This window comes from Maribacter sp. MS6 (assembly GCF_056839185.1).
In genome coordinates, this window is the sequence record NZ_CM166389.1 from 188,175 (window position 1) to 208,185 (window position 20,011).

General features: G+C 37.1%; 22 protein-coding genes and 1 tRNA gene. 17 read left to right on the forward strand and 6 right to left on the reverse strand.

What is annotated here, in order from left to right; genetic code table 11:
* The first annotated feature begins 4 nt into the window (after window positions 1–4).
* The 4 genes from MS6x_RS00975 to MS6x_RS00990 all read left to right on the forward strand — a co-directional run bounded on the left by MS6x_RS00975 (window position 5) and on the right by MS6x_RS00990 (window position 3,976).
* On the forward strand, window positions 5–1,909 hold the full coding sequence (locus MS6x_RS00975) for a RecQ family ATP-dependent DNA helicase (protein WP_482604864.1): 1,905 nt from the start codon (window positions 5–7) through the stop codon (window positions 1,907–1,909).
* Window positions 1,906–2,853 (forward strand): methionyl-tRNA formyltransferase, encoded by a 948-nt coding sequence (gene fmt / locus MS6x_RS00980; RefSeq protein WP_482604866.1) that lies wholly within the window; start codon window positions 1,906–1,908, stop codon window positions 2,851–2,853. The genes MS6x_RS00975 and fmt overlap by 4 nt, the downstream gene beginning before the upstream one ends.
* Before the next feature lie 178 nt (window positions 2,854–3,031).
* The gene (locus MS6x_RS00985; RefSeq protein WP_482604868.1) at window positions 3,032–3,304 is read left to right on the forward strand and encodes an HU family DNA-binding protein; all 273 of its coding nucleotides are present in this window, start codon (window positions 3,032–3,034) and stop codon (window positions 3,302–3,304) included.
* 111 nt (window positions 3,305–3,415) lie between these two features.
* Window positions 3,416–3,976 carry a YqgE/AlgH family protein gene (locus MS6x_RS00990; RefSeq protein ID WP_482604869.1) on the forward strand — a complete coding sequence of 187 codons (561 nt, stop codon included), beginning with the start codon at window positions 3,416–3,418 and terminating at the stop codon, window positions 3,974–3,976.
* Here the strand turns inward: MS6x_RS00990 and MS6x_RS00995 are convergent.
* Window positions 3,973–4,818, reverse strand: a complete 846-nt coding sequence (locus MS6x_RS00995) for an aminotransferase class IV (protein ID WP_482604871.1) — start codon at window positions 4,816–4,818, stop codon at window positions 3,973–3,975. The two genes, MS6x_RS00990 and MS6x_RS00995, sit on opposite strands and share 4 nt — an antisense overlap.
* 53 nt (window positions 4,819–4,871) lie before the next feature.
* Window positions 4,872–5,255 carry an START-like domain-containing protein gene (locus MS6x_RS01000; protein ID WP_482604873.1) on the reverse strand — a complete coding sequence of 128 codons (384 nt, stop codon included), beginning with the start codon at window positions 5,253–5,255 and terminating at the stop codon, window positions 4,872–4,874.
* Window positions 5,256–5,469: 214 nt separating this feature from the next.
* Between MS6x_RS01000 and MS6x_RS01005 the strand changes: the two genes are divergently transcribed.
* Window positions 5,470–5,546: transfer RNA gene (locus MS6x_RS01005), tRNA-Met, on the forward strand.
* Between the two features lie 411 nt (window positions 5,547–5,957).
* On the opposite strand, the gene MS6x_RS01010 is transcribed toward MS6x_RS01005, so the two are convergent.
* The gene (locus MS6x_RS01010; RefSeq protein ID WP_482604875.1) at window positions 5,958–6,197 is read right to left on the reverse strand and encodes an amidohydrolase family protein; all 240 of its coding nucleotides are present in this window, start codon (window positions 6,195–6,197) and stop codon (window positions 5,958–5,960) included.
* Between the two features lie 261 nt (window positions 6,198–6,458).
* Here MS6x_RS01010 and MS6x_RS01015 point away from each other — a divergent pair, with 261 nt between their 5' ends.
* A complete protein-coding gene (locus MS6x_RS01015; protein WP_482604877.1) occupies window positions 6,459–6,734 on the forward strand; it encodes a ribbon-helix-helix domain-containing protein in 276 nt (91 codons plus the stop codon).
* Entirely contained in the window at window positions 6,727–7,017 is a 291-nt protein-coding gene (locus tag MS6x_RS01020) for a type II toxin-antitoxin system RelE/ParE family toxin (RefSeq protein ID WP_482604878.1), read from the forward strand. The genes MS6x_RS01015 and MS6x_RS01020 overlap by 8 nt, the downstream gene beginning before the upstream one ends.
* Before the next feature lie 139 nt (window positions 7,018–7,156).
* Here MS6x_RS01020 and MS6x_RS01025 read toward each other — a convergent pair whose 3' ends face one another.
* On the reverse strand, window positions 7,157–9,556 hold the full coding sequence (locus MS6x_RS01025; protein WP_482604880.1) for a TonB-dependent receptor: 2,400 nt from the start codon (window positions 9,554–9,556) through the stop codon (window positions 7,157–7,159).
* Window positions 9,557–9,755: 199 nt separating this feature from the next.
* Here MS6x_RS01025 and MS6x_RS01030 point away from each other — a divergent pair, with 199 nt between their 5' ends.
* The 6 genes from MS6x_RS01030 (at window position 9,756) to MS6x_RS01055 (ending at window position 14,989) form a co-directional block, all read left to right on the forward strand.
* A complete protein-coding gene (locus MS6x_RS01030) occupies window positions 9,756–10,826 on the forward strand; it encodes a sensor histidine kinase (RefSeq protein WP_482604882.1) in 1,071 nt (356 codons plus the stop codon).
* Window positions 10,823–11,533, forward strand: coding sequence for a LytR/AlgR family response regulator transcription factor (locus MS6x_RS01035; protein ID WP_482604884.1), 711 nt, complete (start codon window positions 10,823–10,825; stop codon window positions 11,531–11,533). Before MS6x_RS01030 ends, MS6x_RS01035 begins: the two co-directional genes overlap by 4 nt.
* A gap of 832 nt (window positions 11,534–12,365) precedes the next feature.
* On the forward strand, window positions 12,366–12,809 hold the full coding sequence (locus MS6x_RS01040; RefSeq protein ID WP_482604886.1) for a BLUF domain-containing protein: 444 nt from the start codon (window positions 12,366–12,368) through the stop codon (window positions 12,807–12,809).
* A 380-nt stretch (window positions 12,810–13,189) separates the two neighbouring features.
* A complete protein-coding gene (locus MS6x_RS01045; RefSeq protein ID WP_482604888.1) occupies window positions 13,190–14,044 on the forward strand; it encodes an alpha/beta hydrolase in 855 nt (284 codons plus the stop codon).
* Between the two features lie 353 nt (window positions 14,045–14,397).
* The gene (locus tag MS6x_RS01050; RefSeq protein ID WP_482604890.1) at window positions 14,398–14,556 is read left to right on the forward strand and encodes a hypothetical protein; all 159 of its coding nucleotides are present in this window, start codon (window positions 14,398–14,400) and stop codon (window positions 14,554–14,556) included.
* An 82-nt stretch (window positions 14,557–14,638) separates the two neighbouring features.
* Window positions 14,639–14,989, forward strand: coding sequence for a DUF1801 domain-containing protein (locus MS6x_RS01055; protein WP_482604892.1), 351 nt, complete (start codon window positions 14,639–14,641; stop codon window positions 14,987–14,989).
* 162 nt (window positions 14,990–15,151) lie between these two features.
* On the opposite strand, the gene MS6x_RS01060 is transcribed toward MS6x_RS01055, so the two are convergent.
* Window positions 15,152–15,448 (reverse strand): hypothetical protein, encoded by a 297-nt coding sequence (locus MS6x_RS01060; protein ID WP_482604894.1) that lies wholly within the window; start codon window positions 15,446–15,448, stop codon window positions 15,152–15,154.
* Between the two features lie 417 nt (window positions 15,449–15,865).
* Here MS6x_RS01060 and MS6x_RS01065 point away from each other — a divergent pair, with 417 nt between their 5' ends.
* The 3 genes from MS6x_RS01065 to MS6x_RS01075 are packed head-to-tail and all read left to right on the forward strand — an operon-like array spanning window position 15,866 to window position 17,193.
* Window positions 15,866–16,009, forward strand: coding sequence for a hypothetical protein (locus tag MS6x_RS01065; RefSeq protein WP_482604896.1), 144 nt, complete (start codon window positions 15,866–15,868; stop codon window positions 16,007–16,009).
* Window positions 15,969–16,895 carry a hypothetical protein gene (locus MS6x_RS01070; RefSeq protein WP_482604898.1) on the forward strand — a complete coding sequence of 309 codons (927 nt, stop codon included), beginning with the start codon at window positions 15,969–15,971 and terminating at the stop codon, window positions 16,893–16,895. Before MS6x_RS01065 ends, MS6x_RS01070 begins: the two co-directional genes overlap by 41 nt.
* Window positions 16,876–17,193 (forward strand): hypothetical protein, encoded by a 318-nt coding sequence (locus MS6x_RS01075; RefSeq protein WP_482604900.1) that lies wholly within the window; start codon window positions 16,876–16,878, stop codon window positions 17,191–17,193. Before MS6x_RS01070 ends, MS6x_RS01075 begins: the two co-directional genes overlap by 20 nt.
* An 87-nt stretch (window positions 17,194–17,280) precedes the next feature.
* On the opposite strand, the gene MS6x_RS01080 is transcribed toward MS6x_RS01075, so the two are convergent.
* Window positions 17,281–17,730, reverse strand: a complete 450-nt coding sequence (locus tag MS6x_RS01080) for a JAB domain-containing protein (protein ID WP_482604902.1) — start codon at window positions 17,728–17,730, stop codon at window positions 17,281–17,283.
* A 441-nt stretch (window positions 17,731–18,171) separates the two neighbouring features.
* Here MS6x_RS01080 and arsA point away from each other — a divergent pair, with 441 nt between their 5' ends.
* The gene (gene arsA, locus MS6x_RS01085; RefSeq protein ID WP_482604904.1) at window positions 18,172–19,998 is read left to right on the forward strand and encodes an arsenical pump-driving ATPase; all 1,827 of its coding nucleotides are present in this window, start codon (window positions 18,172–18,174) and stop codon (window positions 19,996–19,998) included.
* Window positions 19,999–20,011: the final 13 nt, after the last annotated feature.

Below are 20,011 nucleotides of genomic sequence, written 5' to 3' on the forward strand. Positions count from 1 at the left end.
TCATGTGAACACTGCACCCAATGAAATTCTTGAAAAGTATTGGGGCTTTTCTTCTTTTAAAGATTCGCAAGAAGATATAATAAATGCTGCTTTAGAAGATAGGGACGTCTTGGCCCTTTTGCCTACAGGTGGAGGAAAATCTATTTGTTTTCAAGTTCCGGCGATGACCAGAGACGGAATTTGTATCGTTGTTTCTCCCTTGATTGCACTAATTCAGAATCAAGTTTCCAATCTTAAAAGATTAGGAATCAAAGCGGTTGGCTTAACGGGAAGTCTGCGTTTTGAAGAACTCAGCAATGAACTGGACAACTGCGTTTATGGTGGTTATAAATTTCTCTATCTTTCTCCAGAACGCTTAGGACAGGAGCTCATTCAAGACAGAATCCAGCAAATGAACGTTAACTTATTGGTCATAGACGAGGCACATTGTATTTCTCAGTGGGGTCATGACTTTAGACCTGCCTACTTAAAATGTTCCATCTTACGAGAACTGCATCCTACCGTGCCTTTCATGGCGCTTACGGCGACCGCAACAGCAATGGTAGCGAAAGACATTGTAAACAGCTTAGATCTAATTGCACCTTTAATCCAAAAGGACTCATTCTCCAGAAAGAATATTGCTTTTAAAGTGCGCAAGGAGGAGGATAAAAGATATTGGCTAAAAACGTATTGTAGCAAAGTAAGTACCAGTGGTATCGTGTATGTGAGAACGCGAAGACTAGCTGAAGAGGTTTCTAGTTATCTCATGGACTGCGGCATAACCGCAACCCATTATCATGGTGGTATCACAGAAAAGGACAAGAAAAAAAAATTAGAACAGTGGTTAGAAAACCAAACTAAAATAATGGTGGCGACCAATGCATTTGGAATGGGTATAGATAAACCAGATGTAGCGTTGGTAATTCATTATCAAATACCCGACTGTTTAGAAAACTATTATCAAGAAGCAGGTAGAGCAGGCAGGGACGGCACGCCAGCAGAAGCAATTCTAATTACGAACAAAACAGATCAAGCTCAGGTAAAAAAGCAATTCTTGGATATTCTACCCGAAGTTTCATTTGTAAAGCTCGTTTACAATAAACTTAACAATTACCTACAAATTGCATATGGAGAGGGTTCCGGAACGACCTACCGGTTAAATTTTAATAAATTTTGCGCCACTTACAGTCTTAATTCCCTACTCACTTATAATGTGCTAAGGATACTTGACAGAAATTCGGTACTAGCGCTTTCCACCTCCTTTGCTAGAAAAGTAACGGTTCATTTCACGGCAACGAAAGATATTCTCTTCGATTATATCGAAAGGAATCCAAGAGTATCTGATTTGGTTAAAATCGTGCTAAGAACCTATGGAGGTATTTTTGAATTTGAAACGTTGGTTAATACCTTGCTCCTAGCAAAAAAACTAAACACGGATGAAAACACCATTATAAAAGGACTGGAAAAATTAGCGTCGGAAGACATCATAGATTTCAAGGGTACACATAGCGACTTAGAACTTACTTTTTTAGTACCTCGTGAAGACGATAGTACCATAAATCTATTCGCAAAGACAGTAAAAAACCAAAACAAACTAAAACAAGAGCAGGTTGAACAAATGCTTTCCTATACCAATAATGATAGCATTTGTAGGAGTCAACAATTGCTTACTTATTTTGGCGAAACAGATTCTGGCCCTTGCGGCCTTTGCGATGTTTGTAAAAAATCAGGGTATTCGGATACGGCTCCAAATACAACAAAACAACAAATTCTTGGGCAATTAAAAATACATTCTCTTACCTCTAGGAAACTACAACAAGAATTAGGTGAGGAAAGCAATGTGGTTTTGATAGCTTTGCAAGAGCTATTGGAAGAACGCAAAATTGACTTAGACACCAAAAATCAGTACTATATACTAAAGGACTTATGACAGACTTACGAATCGTATTTATGGGAACCCCAGATTTTGCAGTAGGTATTTTAGATGCCCTCTGTAAAAAAGGATATTCCGTAGTTGGGGTGATTACAGCTCCGGACAGACCAGCGGGCAGGGGAAGAAAAGTAAACCAATCGGCTGTCAAAAAGTATGCATTGGCAAATGACCTAACCGTATTGCAACCGACCAACCTTAAAAATCCAGAATTCATAGAAGAATTAAAGAAGCTTCAGGCCAACCTTCAAATCGTAGTAGCCTTCAGGATGCTTCCAAAAGTAGTTTGGCAGCTTCCGGCATTGGGCACCTTTAATTTACATGCTTCGCTATTACCAGAGTATCGTGGTGCCGCCCCCATCAACTGGGCACTAATGAACGGGGAGACCAAGACCGGAGTTACAACGTTCTTTATAGATGAAAAGATTGATACCGGCGCTATTATCCTACAAGATGAGATAGTCATTTCTCCTACTGAAGACGCAGGTGACTTACATGACCGTTTAATGCAATTAGGTGCAGGAACCGTATTAAAAACTGTCAAACGAATCGAAGAGGGAAATTTGAGTACGTCCATACAAGAAAATTCAACCGACTTAAAATTAGCCCACAAGTTAGATAGAGAAACATGTAGAATAAACTGGAGCCTGCCACTGGAACGTATTTACAATCATATAAGAGGCTTAAGTCCGTATCCTGCTGCATGGAGCCCCCTTATATTTAATGAGGAAGAACTTATTGTAAAAATTTACAAGGTTGAAGCTGAAAAAGCAAGGCATAAATTAAAATTTGGCCAACTCGTCTTTGACAAAAAAGAAATACGGGTTGCGGTGAACGGCGGTTTTATAAAACTGTTAGAAATTCAGTTACAGGGTAAAAGAAGGCTGGCAACAGAAGCGGTATTAAACGGACTTAAACTGCCCGAAAATGCATTTTTCCGTTGAAGCCCCTGTATGATTGGGCTGCGGGAATCGTAAAAAAAGCCCTACGTTATCAACAAACCTCCCGAGTTATCAACAAAATAAGGGATTTACAGTGGTTTTCCTTGTGTTGGTCGTAAATCCATATAAATTTGTTTAACGATATAAAGTTATTTTTAACAACACTTAATTTAATCACATTATGAACAAAACAGAATTGATTGATGCAATGGCGGCAGACGCTGGCATCACAAAGGCAGCAGCTAAGAAGTCTTTAGAGTCTTTTTTAGGAAATGTTGAAGGTTCTTTGAAAAAAGGAGACAGAGTTTCTTTAGTTGGTTTCGGATCTTGGTCCGTATCAAGAAGAAACGCAAGAGAAGGTAGAAACCCATCAACTGGAAAAACTATCCAAATTGCGGCTAAGAATGTTGTTAAGTTTAAAGCAGGTGCCGATTTAGGTAATGCAGTAAACTAATTCACACAGATATTAGAATTAAAAGCGCTGTTTAAGCGCTTTTTTTTGTGCTTTAAGTTTTGAAGTTTAATAGGAATTGTCTTATTTTAGACATCTATAGCTTATTCAATAATGCTCCAAATAGAACCGCAAAAAGGAAAATTACTTATTGCTGAGCCATCCCTTACCGGTGATGTTTCCTTTAACCGATCTGTTGTGCTGCTAGCGGAGCATAATGAAGAAGGGTCTGTTGGCTTTATTTTAAACAAACCATTGGAATACCAGATAAGTGACCTAGTCAATGAAATTTTAATTCCTTTTCAAGTATACAACGGTGGGCCCGTAGAACAGGATAATCTTTACTTTATACATAAAGTACCTCATTTGATTGAAAATAGTATTGAGATTTCTGATGGAATCTATTGGGGAGGGGACTTTGAGAAAACGATTTCCCTAATCAATCAAAAAACTATTTCAGAAGACGATATTCGCTTCTTTTTAGGCTACTCCGGGTGGTCGTCCTTACAACTAGACGAAGAGCTTTCTTCCAAGTCGTGGATCGTGGTCGTCAACCAATATGAAAGCCAAATCATAAAAAAATCTTCAGATGCATTTTGGAAAGAGAATATGATGGAGCTTGGAGGTGATTATCTCTTATGGTCCAATGCTCCAGAAAATCCTAGTCTAAACTAAACGGTTAATCGCGCTACCGCATTCAATTTCCCCACTAAATCCTTACTTATCGCATTTCCATATTTCTTTTTACGGTATTTATATACCGGGATAATCCCATTGATGGTATTCGTTATAAAAATTTCATCGGCTTTTTGCAATTCAAAAGGAGAAACAGACGCCTCCACAATCTCATAGCTGGCAGATTTTTTCAATATTTCTATTATTTTTTTCCTAAGTATTCCGTTCAAACATCCATCTTCCAAAGGAGGTGTTTTTATGGTGTTTCCCGTCACCAAAAACACATTGCCGTTAAGCGCTTCCACCACCATTTTATCCCCGTTGAGGAGTAAACAATTTTGAAAATCGTTCTCCTTGGCAAAGACACTTCCTACCACGTTCAATATTCGGTTATTGGTCTTAAGGTTGGATAGCATATCCTTATTCACATAAAAATCTTTAAACAACTCTACTTCGTAAGGGTTTTCAGAAATAGTGTAAAACGGATTGTCCAATTCCTTAACTTCTATACAATAAGAAACATGATTGGTTTCAGGTAAATATAAGCCTCCATCGTTCCTAAAAACTGTAAAACGAACTCGATAAGCTTTATTCCCCTCCTTCGCGGCAAGGGTCTTAAGAATCTCGGACTCTAGAAACTCCATTGTAAATTCCATAGGAATTTCCATTCTAAGAATCCGCATAGAGGACATTAGCCTAAGGTAATGTTCCTCCAAGAAATAAATACGCCCATTTACAACACGAATGGCTTCGAAAAGAGAGTCGCCATATCGGAGTCCTCTATTGGAGTTGTTTAAAAATTGTACATCCGCTTCTAGTAACGTACCGTTAAAATTCACCATAAAAAAAAACCTTATAAAAATAAGGCTCAAAGATACTGTAAATACCTAATAATTTATTTGGAACCCAATACTTGTTTAAGGTCGGAAACCTGATTGGTCCACAACATTTTGGATTCCTCTACTTCATCCTCTTCTGCAAAATCAGTAATGAACAAAGACACGTCTTTGGTAATTTCATCAACTATAATTTTCATTTCAAAGTAGGAATCATCATCGTTCTCTTCCCAAGAAAACCGAACAAACTCATCTGTTTTACGTTTTAGTAAGATAGCCTCTTCCTCTGTTCCGTCCCATATAAAAATAAACTTCTCTCCCCTAGAATTTACATTGTCGGCAAACCACTCCGATAGGCCGGATGGTGTAGCCAAATATTGATAAAGCATCTGGGGTGATGACTGTATTACAAACTCAATTTCAAATTTTATTTTATCATCCATGATTCCATCTTAATAATGCCCAATATATATATTTATATATGATAAAAAAATAAAAGATCGGTATTATTTTTTACTCCACTATTGTTGATGAACATAAAATTAAACTATATATTTGCACCCGTTTTAAAGTGCTTCTCTGTATTTTATGCAAGTAGACTCACCAATAAAAACTGATTTTGTCACTTAATAGTTGAATCATTTTTAAAATGAAAATGGCGAGGTAGCTCAGTTGGTTAGAGCGTCGGATTCATAACCCGGAGGTCGGGGGATCGTGCCCCCCTCTCGCTACCAGTATTTAAAGGGAATCCCAAGATTTAGGTCTTGGGATTTTTTTTATGTACAACATATGTACAACATTTTTAAGGTTCACCTGCTTTAACAATCCAATTCCTCACTATATCGATACCATTTTACATGTCAATTATTTACCTTGAAATTCAGTTCTAGTTGTAGAAGAATAGAGCTAAAAACAATTAATATTGTCCTTGTTTAATGCTAAAAATTCTTTTGGATGCTCCAACTTTAGTAACTAAATAATTGAGCAAATAAATTGTTTTTCTGTTATTAGTGTTTCAAAAAAGTTTACTTAGGGTATAAAATTTAGATTTACCTATCGACCTATTGTTCTAAAAGCAGGTATTTTTTGAGTTTGATATTTAAAACCAATTCTTAATTACAAAGTCTACAAAACGTTTAAATAATCTAGAATTTGAAATTGTTTGCTTTGTCCAACAAAGAATTCAGTTTGTCGTTGTTGAAATATTCCCCTCTTTGGATAACCGCCTCTATGTGTTCCGTATTTTTAATATTTACCAATGGATTATTTTTCAGTAATATAAAATCGGCATTTTTGCCTACCTCTATCGAACCAAATGATTTCTGAAAGTCTAACAACTCGGTTGAATATAGAGTTGCAGCCTGAAGGGCTTCGAGTGAGGTCAAACCCGCCTTGACTGGAAAGGACGAACATAGTATACCACCCCCGCCGGATTAAGGTGAGCATCGCAATATTTATTGCAATCCCTTTTATAGCGCAGAATGAAACGATTTTCTAAGTGGTTCAAATAAATCCGTTTTTAGTGGTTCTCTTTGACCGTTTTTTGCAGTTACATTTTTTAAATACTAGTTTAATAAAATTTTAGTTAATCATGCGCTAATAATATGTTATATTACGTATATTGTATGTAATTAAATATTATAATTATGGCGACAATCAGAAAATCATTGACTATAACTACCGCTCAGGAAGAATGGATAAAGTTGCAAATTGAAAATGGTGGTTTCGCGAATGATAGCGAGTATATGAGGCATCTCATACGTTTGGACCAGGAACGAAATAGAGCGTTTTTAATCACTAAAGCAGCTATACAAGAAGGTTATGAAAGCGGCATAAGTTCTAAAGTTAGGTCTGTAAACGAAATTGTTGAAGCTGCTATGATGCGTAAAAAGCACAGAACTAAAAGTAACGGAAATGTCTAGTTATCATTTATCGTCGAAAGCAGATGGAGATATTGACGATATAGTAGATTATACTTTAGAGACTTGGGGCGAATCACAGACTCATAATTATGTTACCGAGTTATACCAATTTTTACAGACTCTTGCAGATAATCCTGACCTTGGTCGCAGCGCTTCTGAATTTGCGGCACCTTTGAAAAGATACAATTACAAGGCGCATACTATTTTCTATGAACCGACCAGAAAGGGAATATTCGTTGTTCGTATCTTAGGTCAAATACGGGATTTCAAGAGACATCTTTAACCGATTTTGTAGTTTTCAAAGTACAATTAAAGGTGGGATTGAACATACTATTTTAATTATGTGTAAATAGGTTTATTTGAACTTTAGAAATAAAATGTAGTGCCGAAATAGGTTGGTTTAACGAGACTATTCCAAACCCTTATTGAACCCTGCTATTTTCAGTTTCCCCGACCTTTTTGTTAAGGTATTTTGATTCTTTAAGTTTGCCGAAATTGTACGAAATTGAGAAACGCACGAAATTGGTATTGAGTTGATTGGCATAGATAATATCAGTAACACCTACCCTATATCCGCCATCATACCTCACATCATAAAAAATATCGTTAAAATCAAGGTTAAGCGTAATTGTATTATTGAACAACTTTTTTTCGAGACCTAAGTTCACTGATGACTGGCCTTTTCTCAAATTGATTCCATCTAGCTTGTCCCCGAGATACCAAGCGGTGACGTAAAAGGTGAATCCATCCATAATATCAAAGCTATTTTGGGAATATGCATAGTAATAAGGTCGGCTATCACGAATATCGAAAATACCAGTATCGTCGAATAATTTGTTATAACTCAAACTTAGGTTATTGGTCGATTTCCACCACTTCAGGTTTATGTTTTTCGACAGAGTGGCGAAAAAAGCATGTTCACGGCTTACGTTCACCCGCTGCAGGATGTATTCCCGAGGATTGTCTTCGGATTGGAACGCACCACCGTCAATTGGATCAATGGAAAAAGTATATCCTGTTTTCAGGCTCCAGCCTTCGTAAGAACCTCCAAGTTCAAATGAATGCACCTTTGACGGTTGTAAATTTGGGTTTCCCCTTATGGAGGTAAAGGCATCCTGATACACTACAAAGGGATTCAGTCTATTGTAGGGCGGTCTGTTTATTCTTGAGGAATAGGTAAAGTAGGCTTTCAGGCCCTTTAATAAACTGGCATGTATAGAAGCGTTTGGAAAGAAATTGATATAGTTGTCCTTAACGATACGCCCGCCATCGACACTGGTAGCGAGTCTGATATCCGTCAGCTCAGTGCGTAAGCCTAAACTGTAGTTTACACTATCTGATATACTTCCTTTATAATTCACATAAGCTGCCGGAACTTTTTCATCGTACTCAAAATTACTTGATAGCACCTCGTTTCTGGTAGGTGGTCCCATATCGTCAATATCAAAAAATAGGGTTTCTGAATTAATGTTAACATGCCCATATTTGATTCCCAACTCTAGAAGACCTGTGTTTCCAAATGCTTTCGTATAGTCTGTTTGTATGCTGAATATATTAATGTTGTTCTCCCCAATATTATTTATTTTGTTAGCGCTTTCAAGGCCATCGATGCTGCTCGATTCATCGATATTGTTGTCAAAATCATTGTTGTAGCCCGAATACTGCCCCCCAACAAAAATACTGGAACCCAAACTGTCTATTTTGGAGTAGTAATTGGCGTTGAGGGTATTTTTAAGGGTAATATCGTCACGGGTAAGTAGACTGGTGTAGATACCTATTTCGTTGTCGATAATTGTATTTTCGCTCAACATGGTGCCTCCCAAATCCTCAAAGGCCCCATTATATTCCAAGGAGAGGTAGCTGTCGTCCTTTGCATTATATTGAAGACCAAGCCCGTAATTCGAAAAGTTGTTCATTTTACTCCTTGAATCCGCTGTAATATCAGATTTAAAAAAGTTCTGGGGCATTTCTCTTGTGCGCGAAGTTGCCCAATCCCATCTATCATTTCCGGTAAGGAGGCCGTAGTTGCCATTCAGGGTCCATTTTCCTTTGGAATAGTTGTAATCGATATTGGTCCTATTGTCATATCCCGCAAAATCCGAATAATTATAGTAGTTTCTAATGGAACCCATTGTGCCTTCTTGGCTGCCTCGTTTGGTGATGATATTAATGACCGCATTGCCGGCGGCGGCGTACCGAGGACCGGGATTGCTAATGATTTCGATACTCTTGATATTCGTAGGGGAAAGCGTTGAGAGGCGTTCGGTAACTACACGAACTCCATCAATGAATAGAACTGCGGTACCTTTTCCAAAAATTTCGATATTGTTATCTTCATCTACTACAACACTTGGTGATCTACTTAATATTTCGCTTACCGACGTACTGGTGGCCAAAGTGGTATTCTCTACTTTGACTTCGATAGATCCATCCGCTCTTTCTCTCACCAATGGAGTTTTTGAAACCACAACTACTTCTTCCAATTGGTTGCTGGCTTCAGAAACTCTTATGTTTCCCAATTCAATATGCGAACTTCCTGTATAATCTACGATAATTAATGTGTCTTGAAACTCCAGCGAAGTAAGTCTTAGCAATGCCTTTTTTTCGTTCAGGCCGGAGAGTTCAAAACGCCCCTCGAAAAAGCTCGTCCCTTTAACAATCGTAGAATCCAAAGGCGAAATAATAAGGGCGTTTCCCATTTGGGCTTCATTATTGGTATTCACTACATTTCCAGAAATGGAGGCTACGGATTGCGCATAGGACACCGTTTGCGTCAAAATCAGTAGCAAAATTGCTATATTCATTTTTGTAAAATCGCCCATAGTCCATTTGGTTTTCTTCAAAACTATAGGTCAGTGTTACCGGTTTTTAAGAAAGTAGACCGGGAGCTTGTTCTGGTCTACTAATGGACTGTACATCTTTAGTAGTCCATTTTGGACGATTCGTAGATCTAAAAGAAAGATTCGTAGACAAATTGTTTTGAAAAGTAGTTTAAAGGTTAGTTTTATAGTTTTCAAACCTATGGAAAGGCTAAAGAACTATTTCGCAAATCCTGTCTTGCAACATATTCTGTTTTGGATAGCTGTATATTTGTACTTTGTTCTGTCCGTAAACAATATAAGCCTCTATGGTAGTTATAGACACATCTTCGAGTCCTATGGGCTAATCGTGTTGGCGCAAATCGTTGTCGCCTACGTTTTCATCTATATTTTGATGCCCAAATTTCTAAACAGGAAAAAGACAGGTCTTTTTATCTTTTGGCTTTTGATGCTATTGATTTCTGTGTTTTCAATCTACCAAGCTGTCAAGATGTACTATTTCGATGTAGAATATTTTGATTCGTACAACGACATTCAAAAAGAATATGCCGCAGAAAGTTACTGGAAACGGTTGTCTTATTTTTCCGTTTTTCTAAGTAAAATCATTTTATACCTCACGCCAGCCGCCTTATTATTAATGGCCCGTTTTTATAAGAACCAGCAAAAGTTTTTAAAACTGAACGAGCAAAAGAAAATAGCGGAACTTACTGCCCTGAGAAACCAGCTGAACCCGCACTTTTTATTCAATACCCTGAACAATCTATACGCATTGGCATTGGAAAAATCCGACAAGACCCCCGAGGTTATCGAACGACTTTCGGATATTTTGGACTATATCCTGTATCGTTGTAAGGAGAATTATGTGCCCGTACAAAAGGAACTTGAGCTTATCGAGAACTACCTATCCTTGGAAAAAATCAGGTACGGAGGTCGTGTGGCGGTAACTTTCAATCATCAAATCGATTCGGATATACAGATTGCCCCTTTGTTGTTATTGACGCTTGTTGAAAATGCTTTCAAGCACGGCGTGGCCCAAGAATTGAAAAAGGCTGAAATCAACATCTCAATGACCATGGATGGGAAGAATATATTATTTTCGATATATAACTCGAAGCCGAGTAGTTCGGTTAGTGGAAAATCGGAAAATGAAGAACCCTTAGGCCTCAAGAACGTCAAACAGCAATTGGAACTATTATATGCGAATAGCCATGAACTAACGATAAGTGATGAGGAGGATTGTTACGAAGTAGCACTAAGACTAGAAAGAAAATGAAATACAAATGCGTAATCATTGATGACGAAGACCTTGCGAGGGGACTAATTAAAAACCATTTAAATCAATTGGATGATTTTGAACTTGTCGCTTCTTGTGCCAGTGCCATAGAAGCAAGTAAGGTTCTTAAGAATGAGAAAGTAGACCTACTGTTTTTGGATATAGAAATGCCCGTTTTAAAAGGCACGGATTTCTTCAAAAACCTAATTCACAGACCAAAGGTCATTTTCACGACCGCATATCGCGATTTTGCATTGGAAGGATTTGAATTGAACGCGGTTGATTACCTTTTAAAACCTATTTCCTTCGCTCGATTTTTCAAAGCGATTGAAAAATTCAATGAGCAGAAACAAACATCAACGCCAATATCAAAAAAGTATAACGTTACCAGCAAAGGATATGTCTTTGTTCGTAAAGACAGAAAACAGGTCAAGATTTTTTTTGATGATATATTATATATTGAAAGCGTAAAAGATTACATCAAGATTGTTACCGAGGATACCAACCATCTTATTAAACAAAGCCTGACTTCCTTTCTGGAAAACCTTGACGATAGATTTCTAAGAACGCATCGTTCATATAGTGTCAACTGCGAGAAAATAACCGCTTACACGAAACTGGACGTTGAGATAGGAAAATTAGAAATTCCGATCGGACAGAGTTATAAATCCAAAATGCTAGGGTTTCTTGGAGAAGTTAAAAAGTGAGTATCTCTATCTCATCTATCTTCACACCAAATAAGTCATTACTTTAATTATCCCACACATAAGTCTTTTTAAAGATATAATTGAAGATTCTATTATTGTTTTTATTTAGTTGCTTTTAAGAATTAAGTTTTTGATTCGAACTTATACTATTTCTAATTTCTCGATACTATTTCCCATATTCTTTATACAGCTATAGCCTTACGTATTTCTTTTTCACTACAGTTTACTTTTTTTTAGCAAGTTGCCAGACCTAAAGTCAGAATCCCAAACTGACAAATGAACATAATAATCACAAGCATACCGAATAAGTACAGATTATCGGTTAAACTGGTGTTCAGGATAAAAAACACTCTTACATACAAATGCGAGCTTAAAGTAACGCTGAACTGAAATATTGCATGCCAACTTGATGTTATTGAATATTCCACTGTTTTGGGATGTCTCAGAAAATTATTTGCAGCTTGTCCCGTAAAACCTGTTTGTCAAAACTTGGATTCGCCAATGGTTTGTTCCATTGTAAAATGAGGCCTTACTGATACCCATCTTACGGTACCACTCTGTGGTATGCATGCCGACCTCTATCCAGTTAATCGCAAATACATTTAGCGAGTTGGATTACTTTGATCGTTACTAAACAAAAACTTATCTAAATTCAATAGATTTATTAGCCCTTAATTCTCAATCTTCAAAGTGCCCGGTTTAAAGCGAAGGTTGCCGCTATTGTATCCATAGAATTAGTTAAATTTAAAAATGCCTAGCTGAATCGTTTGGAATAGTACATCTCCCTGCTTAACTTGTGTAGGAAATTTCTAACCTACTTTAAAAAGTACAAATGCCCTATCAGCTTACCTACATCTCTGAAACAGCTATGGAAATTCAGGAAACGGATATCCATAACATACTCGAATCATCCGAAATAAATAATCGAAAATCAGGAATCACCGGCTGTCTACTATTTAAGGCACCCTATTTTATCCAAATACTAGAGGGGAACAAGGATGAGGTTCTTAAAATTTACGAGAGAATAAAACGGGACCGTAAACATAGTGACATACAAATCCTAAATCAACATATATCAAAGAAAAGGACTTTCGAGGGATGTTGTATGGCCTTTAGCGATGTGGAAAAGGATATACGCTGGAGGCAGGAAAATCTTCTGAAAGCAAAAATCGAGCTCTTAAGTAAATCAGGAACAAGTCAATTTGACACTATACCCTTTTGGGGTAATGTTGGTCAACTTTTAGAGAAAAATAGGCTCTTTACCGATATCAATTAACAGTCTCTAGGAGATTTCGACTTCTAGTTAAACGGTCTTTTTGGGTGTCCAAATTTTCAAGCTTATAATTCGTTGAACTACTGTAGTAAACTGATATTAAATAAGATAACAAATGACGTTAAACTATCTTTTAGTAATGCAAAATCAAAAATCCACAATGAAGCAGTAACCATTCATCTAATTTTATCGTCTAATATGTAGTTTCAGGTAGTATGGTATTCTTCGTACCTATAGTTATGTTTTTTGTTCACGTTTATTTTCTTCTTTTTAAGGACATCCTGAAGGAACCATAGGTCTTGAAGGTACATTTCAAAGCAAAATTAACTGAGCTACGATAGATTGAACAACACCTATGTTACTAATACTAAACTAGGTATAAATTGAAAAAGACACTGAATATATTCAAATGGATTGTTGTTTCGGTATTTATAATATTGATTTCAGCCATCCTCGTTATCCGGTTGACCAGAATCACAGATTCGATGATTTATCAAACAGAAAACGATTATACCGTTTTTGAAACTTCCTTTAAACACCAAGAACTGTACATTTCTTTAGAGAATAACATAAAGATACACGCTGTACTTTTTGAGCCAAATTCCAGACCAATAGGAACAATATTTCACCACTTAGGAAATGGGATGACCTTAATAAATTCGCAGAAACAGTATGAGCCTTTGATAAACAAGGGGTTTCAAATATTTGCTTACGAAAGACGGGGGTTTGCAAAATATACAGGAATTGATGACAATAGCATTGTTTTAAAGAATGATGCACTCCGGGTTTTTGACCAATTTCTCGAACTCGAAGATGTAAAAAATACCAAAATTGTAATCTGGGGACAGTCACTTGGCGGTGCCTTTGCAACAATGAACGCGGCAGCGAGACCTAATAAAATTGAGGGCTTGGTACTTGAGGGAACCTTCAGTTCCTTTCCTGAAATAGGAAAAGTATACGCCCGTCTTTTAAACTTGGAAAACTTTAGGTGGTTACTACCTATTATAATGAACAATGATTTTCCCGCTGATAAAGAAATTGGAAAAATAAATAAACCTATAGTAATCATACATAGTGTTTCAGACACACAAGTTCCATTTGAACTAGGTCAGAAGCTATATGATTCTTCCAACAAGTCAACTACCAAATTTTGGGAAATAAATGGAAAACATATCGTAGGAATGAACCAGTACGAAGATGAATACGTTCAAATATTTTTGAGCTTAATCGAGGAATAGCTTTTACCAACAATATATTTTTTAACAATCTGTATTTCAATTCTTTAGAAAATATTCTCTTAGTGCAATAAAACTTAAGTATTGGTGAGCCTGACGAAATCCTAATGCCCGTTCTCTATACTCAGACAGAAAAGTCCAAAAAAAATCTTGAAATGAAAAGAGCTCCAACTAGATTGATGGAGCCCTAAACTGTAACACTGTTTGAAAATAGAAAAAACTTGGAAACCTTTATTTTTTTATTTTAAATTTACCATTCTTGTTTCTTCTGCAAAAGTATATGTTGTAAAACGGCTCTAATCTGTGGTTAAGTGTGTAATTTGTATTTAGAGACTATACAAAACCAATAATGAACAATGGCAAAGATTGAAATAATTGGGTCTCCTGATGAACTCGAAAGGATAAGCACCTTTCTTACGCACAATAATATCAAATTCAGTATGATAAGGGATTATGGTAATCACTCCTCGAAGGATTATAAGAAATTTGAGGTACTGATTGAAAAGTATAAATAAATGGTTAAGAAAAATTACTATTGAAATAGTTATTCTAATGGATTTAATTATTTTTCAATAAGAAATAACAAAAATAACCGTGGTGCTATCCAAAGATAAAAAGGTTCAAGAGTTTCTGGACAGTCTAGTACAAATGGACAAAGAAAAATATAAACTATTGTCTATGTTACGCGAAACCATCCTGGAGGCACATCCGAGAAGTGAAGAGACATTAATGTACGGTGGAATTGTCTTTTTTTTCGATAGTGAAATGTTCAGTGGTATTTTTGTTTATAAAAATCATGTTACCATAGAATTTTCCAAAGGATTTTCGTTGGAGGACCCTAATAGGTTACTCGAAGGAAAAGGAAAGTATCGAAGACATTTGAAAATTAGATGCCAGAAAGATATTAGTGAAAAGGAAGTTGCCGGTTTTGTAGCAAACGCACTATAGAATATCCTGGCTTAGCTAATGCTCTGTGTGGTAATGTCGTTGAATATGGGAATACGCGTCTTTTTTCGTAGTTTATGGTATAAAAGGTTCTTTTTTTAATTCATAAGAGCATTACTCCTATAGTGTTTCAAAACGTGCTTTTTGCAGGACTATTCAAAAGCCTTAGGTAATTTTTATAATGTGGTTACCATACTCTTTCTTGACTTTTTCATACAAGAATCCGAGACGTTCATGCAAGTCTGTAGTCATTTCAAACGTAAAATCCTTAAAACCGATTTCTAAACGACCTCCCCTATCTATACTACCATACACTAAATATGATGAAGGTTGCCTACTCATTAGACTACCCTCCAAAAGCTCATAGGGCTGTGCTGCAAAAGTTAATCTCCCCTTAATGTGCGGATGATGTGAGTACACCACCCGAAACTCTATATGTCGGTACTCCTTCCTGTATTCCATCTGACATTATCATAGCATTTTACGTAGTGGGGTAATAGCAAATATAGTATTTCGTTTATAACTATGAATTTTATAAAAATAATTCGTTTATTCCATTCCATTAATTGTATTACATGTTTCTTTCTAGCATAAAAAGTAACCTGTTTTTGAAATTCAAAAATTAGTAAGTCAATAGATACCAGCAAATCTGTGACCATAATTCTAATTTACAGGCTTTAGCCCCATAATCGTAATTTGTTTGGTCAGAAGCACGCACTGGTAGTTTTGGTCGGATTATTTCTCTATATTTGAGAGATGCATTTGTAGGCTTTTTCGTTCTTATATATATCGGTAAAGTGTAAGATTTTATCGACAAAATACAATATTAAGCTTTTTAAATAGTTAGGTAAAGGATTAATAACCCTTTAAATAAGTATTATGAAAGCACAAAAATTAGTTTTTGCACTAGCAGTATTGTTTACGATCGGATTGTCTACTTCTTGTACGAAAGAAGATGTAACCGATGACCAGATTGAGAATAATGCCATTGACGGAAACGAAATTACGGACGACGATATGTAATCCATTTATGGGTGCGTTGGCTATCATTTTTTTGTCAACGCTCCCTTATTTTCATGAATTTATTACCGATTCCGAGGGACTAAAATCATGGGTTCCAATTCTTGGAGTCGAAAATGCACTAACCGATGCCAACGGCAGGATTTTAGGTTTTTCTACCTATCGCGTTTTTCTCTACACCTTGTTGATTTTTGTTTTCGCTTCCATTGGATGGGCAGGATGGTACCGCAGCGCGCGCAATCGATACTATGGCCTTGGATTACTATTGGGCTTATCCTCTAGTCTATACCAAATCGTTTTGATACTCTTCAATCTTAGGCGTGGTCCACTTCGAGAACTGGAACCAAAACTTATATTGTTGGTTTTACTTTCACTGGTACTTGGCTATTTTTCCTATAAAAAGCATGGTATAGATTTAAAAAAAGTCATGGCATGGTCTTCCTTGACCCTATTGGCCCTTCTACCCTACTTACATGATGTTATCACGCTTAGAAATGGTACTGTTCGCCCATGGGTTCCTAATTTGGGAATAGAAGCATTCCTAACAGACGCCGAAGGAATGGTCAGGGGTCTGAGAAGCTATCGCCTCCTACTCTACCTGTTTGGAATTTATTTGTTTAGCCACTTGGGCTGGATTGGTTGGTTTATGGATGCCAGAGGGGAAAAATACCGCGCGTTTTTGTTGGTCCCCGCTGCATTAAGCCTATATCAGGTCATTCTTATATTAATTTCCCGAAGGGAGACCGAATTCAATAGTCCGAGCATTAATTTATATATCACCGTTGGTCTGAGCATACTTGTGGCCATCAACTTTTTTTACAATAACAAAGTTTCCCCACAAACTGAAGATGTAACAAAAAGTACGAAAAATGAAACAGCGGAAAGCTAAGGTTGACAAAAGCAGATTTGGTTTTTTGAAAGCGGAAGGTGCTATGTTAAAAAAACTACTACAGCAAGTAAATATGCTAGTGCAAGGAGTTAACGATGCCAAAGGGTATAACCTAGATTGGGAGCATGTACTTTCAGAATACGATAAAGTTGGAACTGGGGACTTGGCTGAATTTGCATCGGGCTATTCCTTCGGATGGCATGCCATGAACAAAAAACTGGACAACCATATTAGCAAACAAGTGATGTATGAAGAAATTATAACAGGTATTCAAGAACGACGGGGAGATGTAAATTAACCATCGCTAGTATGGTTTTGGCATTAGTACATACCAAGTTACCCAAAAAGAACATAGTAGAATAAGCATTTTCGCTCTTATGAAACTTTATAACATGCCATTATCTGCCAAACTAAAATAATCGCCATTTGGGGTAATAATGATATGATCCAAAACGGCAACATCGAACAACTTTGCCGCCTTTTTGATTTTATCCGTTATCGCTTTATCGGCAGCACTAGCCTTAAGGGTTCCGCTAGGGTGGTTATGGGTAAGAATTATGCTTACCGATAGCGTTTTAAGCACCACTGCGAACAAGATTCGTAAATCGACCAAAGTACCCGTAATTCCTCCTTTAGAGACTTCATAAATCCCTTTTACTTTGTTGGCATTGTTCAAGAGGACCACTTTAAACGTTTCATGTAAGCCAATGGTGCTTTTTTCCCAATCCTCGTAAATGAGTTCAGCAGCGTCGTTTGACGAACCTATTTTATGCCAGTATTCTGCACGGATTCTACGTTGATAACTGACCTTTACTTCGTTGATTTGGTACTGCATGAGGTGTGGATTTAACGTTCTTAACTACCATTAAGATACGCTCCTACCATTGAATTCTCTCGCCAAATCAGGCCGAAAACCACCTTAAACTTCTTTCTCCCTATCCACAAAAAAGTGCCCGCTAGGGCGCTAGGTTCTCGAATTATGAAGCTTTTGACTTATAGCAAAAAACGATGGGAGGTACATTTAAAATGACGATACCCAATAGATGCCAATTTAGTTTCATAAAACCTTACTTTACTAAACTATTAAAAGAGATGGAAAATGAGACGGGTATAGCCTTATGAAACCATTTACATTGATAGTGTGATTAAATACCGTTTTAAGGAACTCCTATTGATTTTGCTGATTTAAAGCAAATAAATTTCTTTACCATTTTCAGCACCAAGGATGATATAAATCATATTAATTATCCAATTTTCAGCTCATATTTGTTTGAGAATGGAGTTTATAGATATGAAAAAGAAGGATTTTATTAATGGAACAATCTCATCAACAAACTATCTCTTTTTCACAGGAAAAGGAGGTGTAGGAAAAACTTCCCTTGCTTGCGCCACAGCTGTTAAAATAGCTGATTCAGGAAAGGTTGTGTTACTTGTTAGCACAGACCCTGCATCGAATTTAATGGATGTTCTGGAAAGTACGGTTAATGAAAATATCAAGCCTGTAAAAGGTATCCGTAATCTCTTTGCCATAAATATCAATCCTGAAGAAGCTGCTGAAGAATATCGCAATAGAGTGATTCAACCATTGGAGGGGATTGCTTCAAAAGAAGAGATAAAAAAAATCAGGGAAGACCTTTCCGGTGCATGCACTACTGAAATTGCCTCGTTCGACGAATTTTCTCGTTTTGTATCTAGTGAAACCGAAGGAGAAAAATTCGATGTTATTATTTTTGACACAGCACCGACCGGTCATACCTTGAGACTGCTTGAACTGCCTGCTGCGTGGTCTAGTTTTACGGATGAAAATCCTGATGGAGCCTCCTGCCTTGGCCCAACTTCTGCACTAAAAAGCGGAAAGGAAAGGTATCATAAAGTGGTTGACAGATTACGAGATACAGCATTAACCACCTTTTATATTGTTACGAAGCCAGAAAAAGCCTCTCTAAAGGAGGCATCCAGAACAAGCGATGAACTGAATGAACTAGGAATGAAGAATCAGCAATTGTATGTCAACGGCGTTTTCAAGGCAATTGAAAAACAAGACGTACTCGCAAACAAAATTGAAGAGTTGGCTAGCGAGCAACTTGATTCCATTCCTGAAAATCTGAAGGTGCTACCATTTAAAGCGTTTCCACTTTTACCCTACGATGTATTAGGAATTTCACAGCTCCGTTCACTTTTTGATATTGGATTACAGAAATCAATTTCCGAAAAGACGCTGTCAAAAATGGAAACACCTATCCAAGTATTGCAAGGAATAAATCAGCTAACGGGTGAGCTATGTGCGAATCATCAGCATGGGCTTATCATGACAATGGGAAAAGGAGGCGTAGGGAAAACCATTGCGGCTTCTGCAATTGCAGTATTACTTGCAAGAAAGGGCTTCGATGTACTATTAACCACTACGGACCCTGCGGCACACATTCAAGATTTCATTGAACAATTAGGAGAAATGCCAACGACTCTAAAAGTAGAACGCATAGACCCAAAAGTTGAAACGCAGCGATACATCGAAAAGATTTTGGAACACAAAGGACAAGGACATTCTGAAGAGGCGAAAAAACTGATTCTGGAAGATTTAAAGTCACCATGCACCGAGGAAGTTGCCGTTTTTCATGCTTTTTCAAAAGCCATAAGAATGGCAAAAAGAAAATTTGTAGTAATGGATACTGCTCCAACAGGACATACATTGCTGTTACTGGATACTGCAGGGAGTTATCATCGCGACATTATGAGAAACAACATGAACGTTGGTCGCCTGACAACTCCGTTGATGTCTTTACAGGATTCAGAATTATCCAAAATAATTCTGGTGTCACTACCCGAAACTACGCCAATGCGTGAAGCAGCTATGTTGCAAGAAGATTTAATAAGGGCAGGCATAAAGCCTTATGCGTGGTTAATAAACCAGAGCCTCTCAATGCTTTCAGGAATTTCCGACCCTTTATTGAAAAGTCGTGCCAATGCTGAAATAGAAGTCATCAATTCTATTAAATCGAACCATTCTGAAAGGACTTTTGGCATACCATTTATAGCAGAAAAGAAATTACTACCTGCACTTTTGTTAGAACATTATGAAACATCGAAGAAATCCAATTCATAAACGAGTTTGTAAA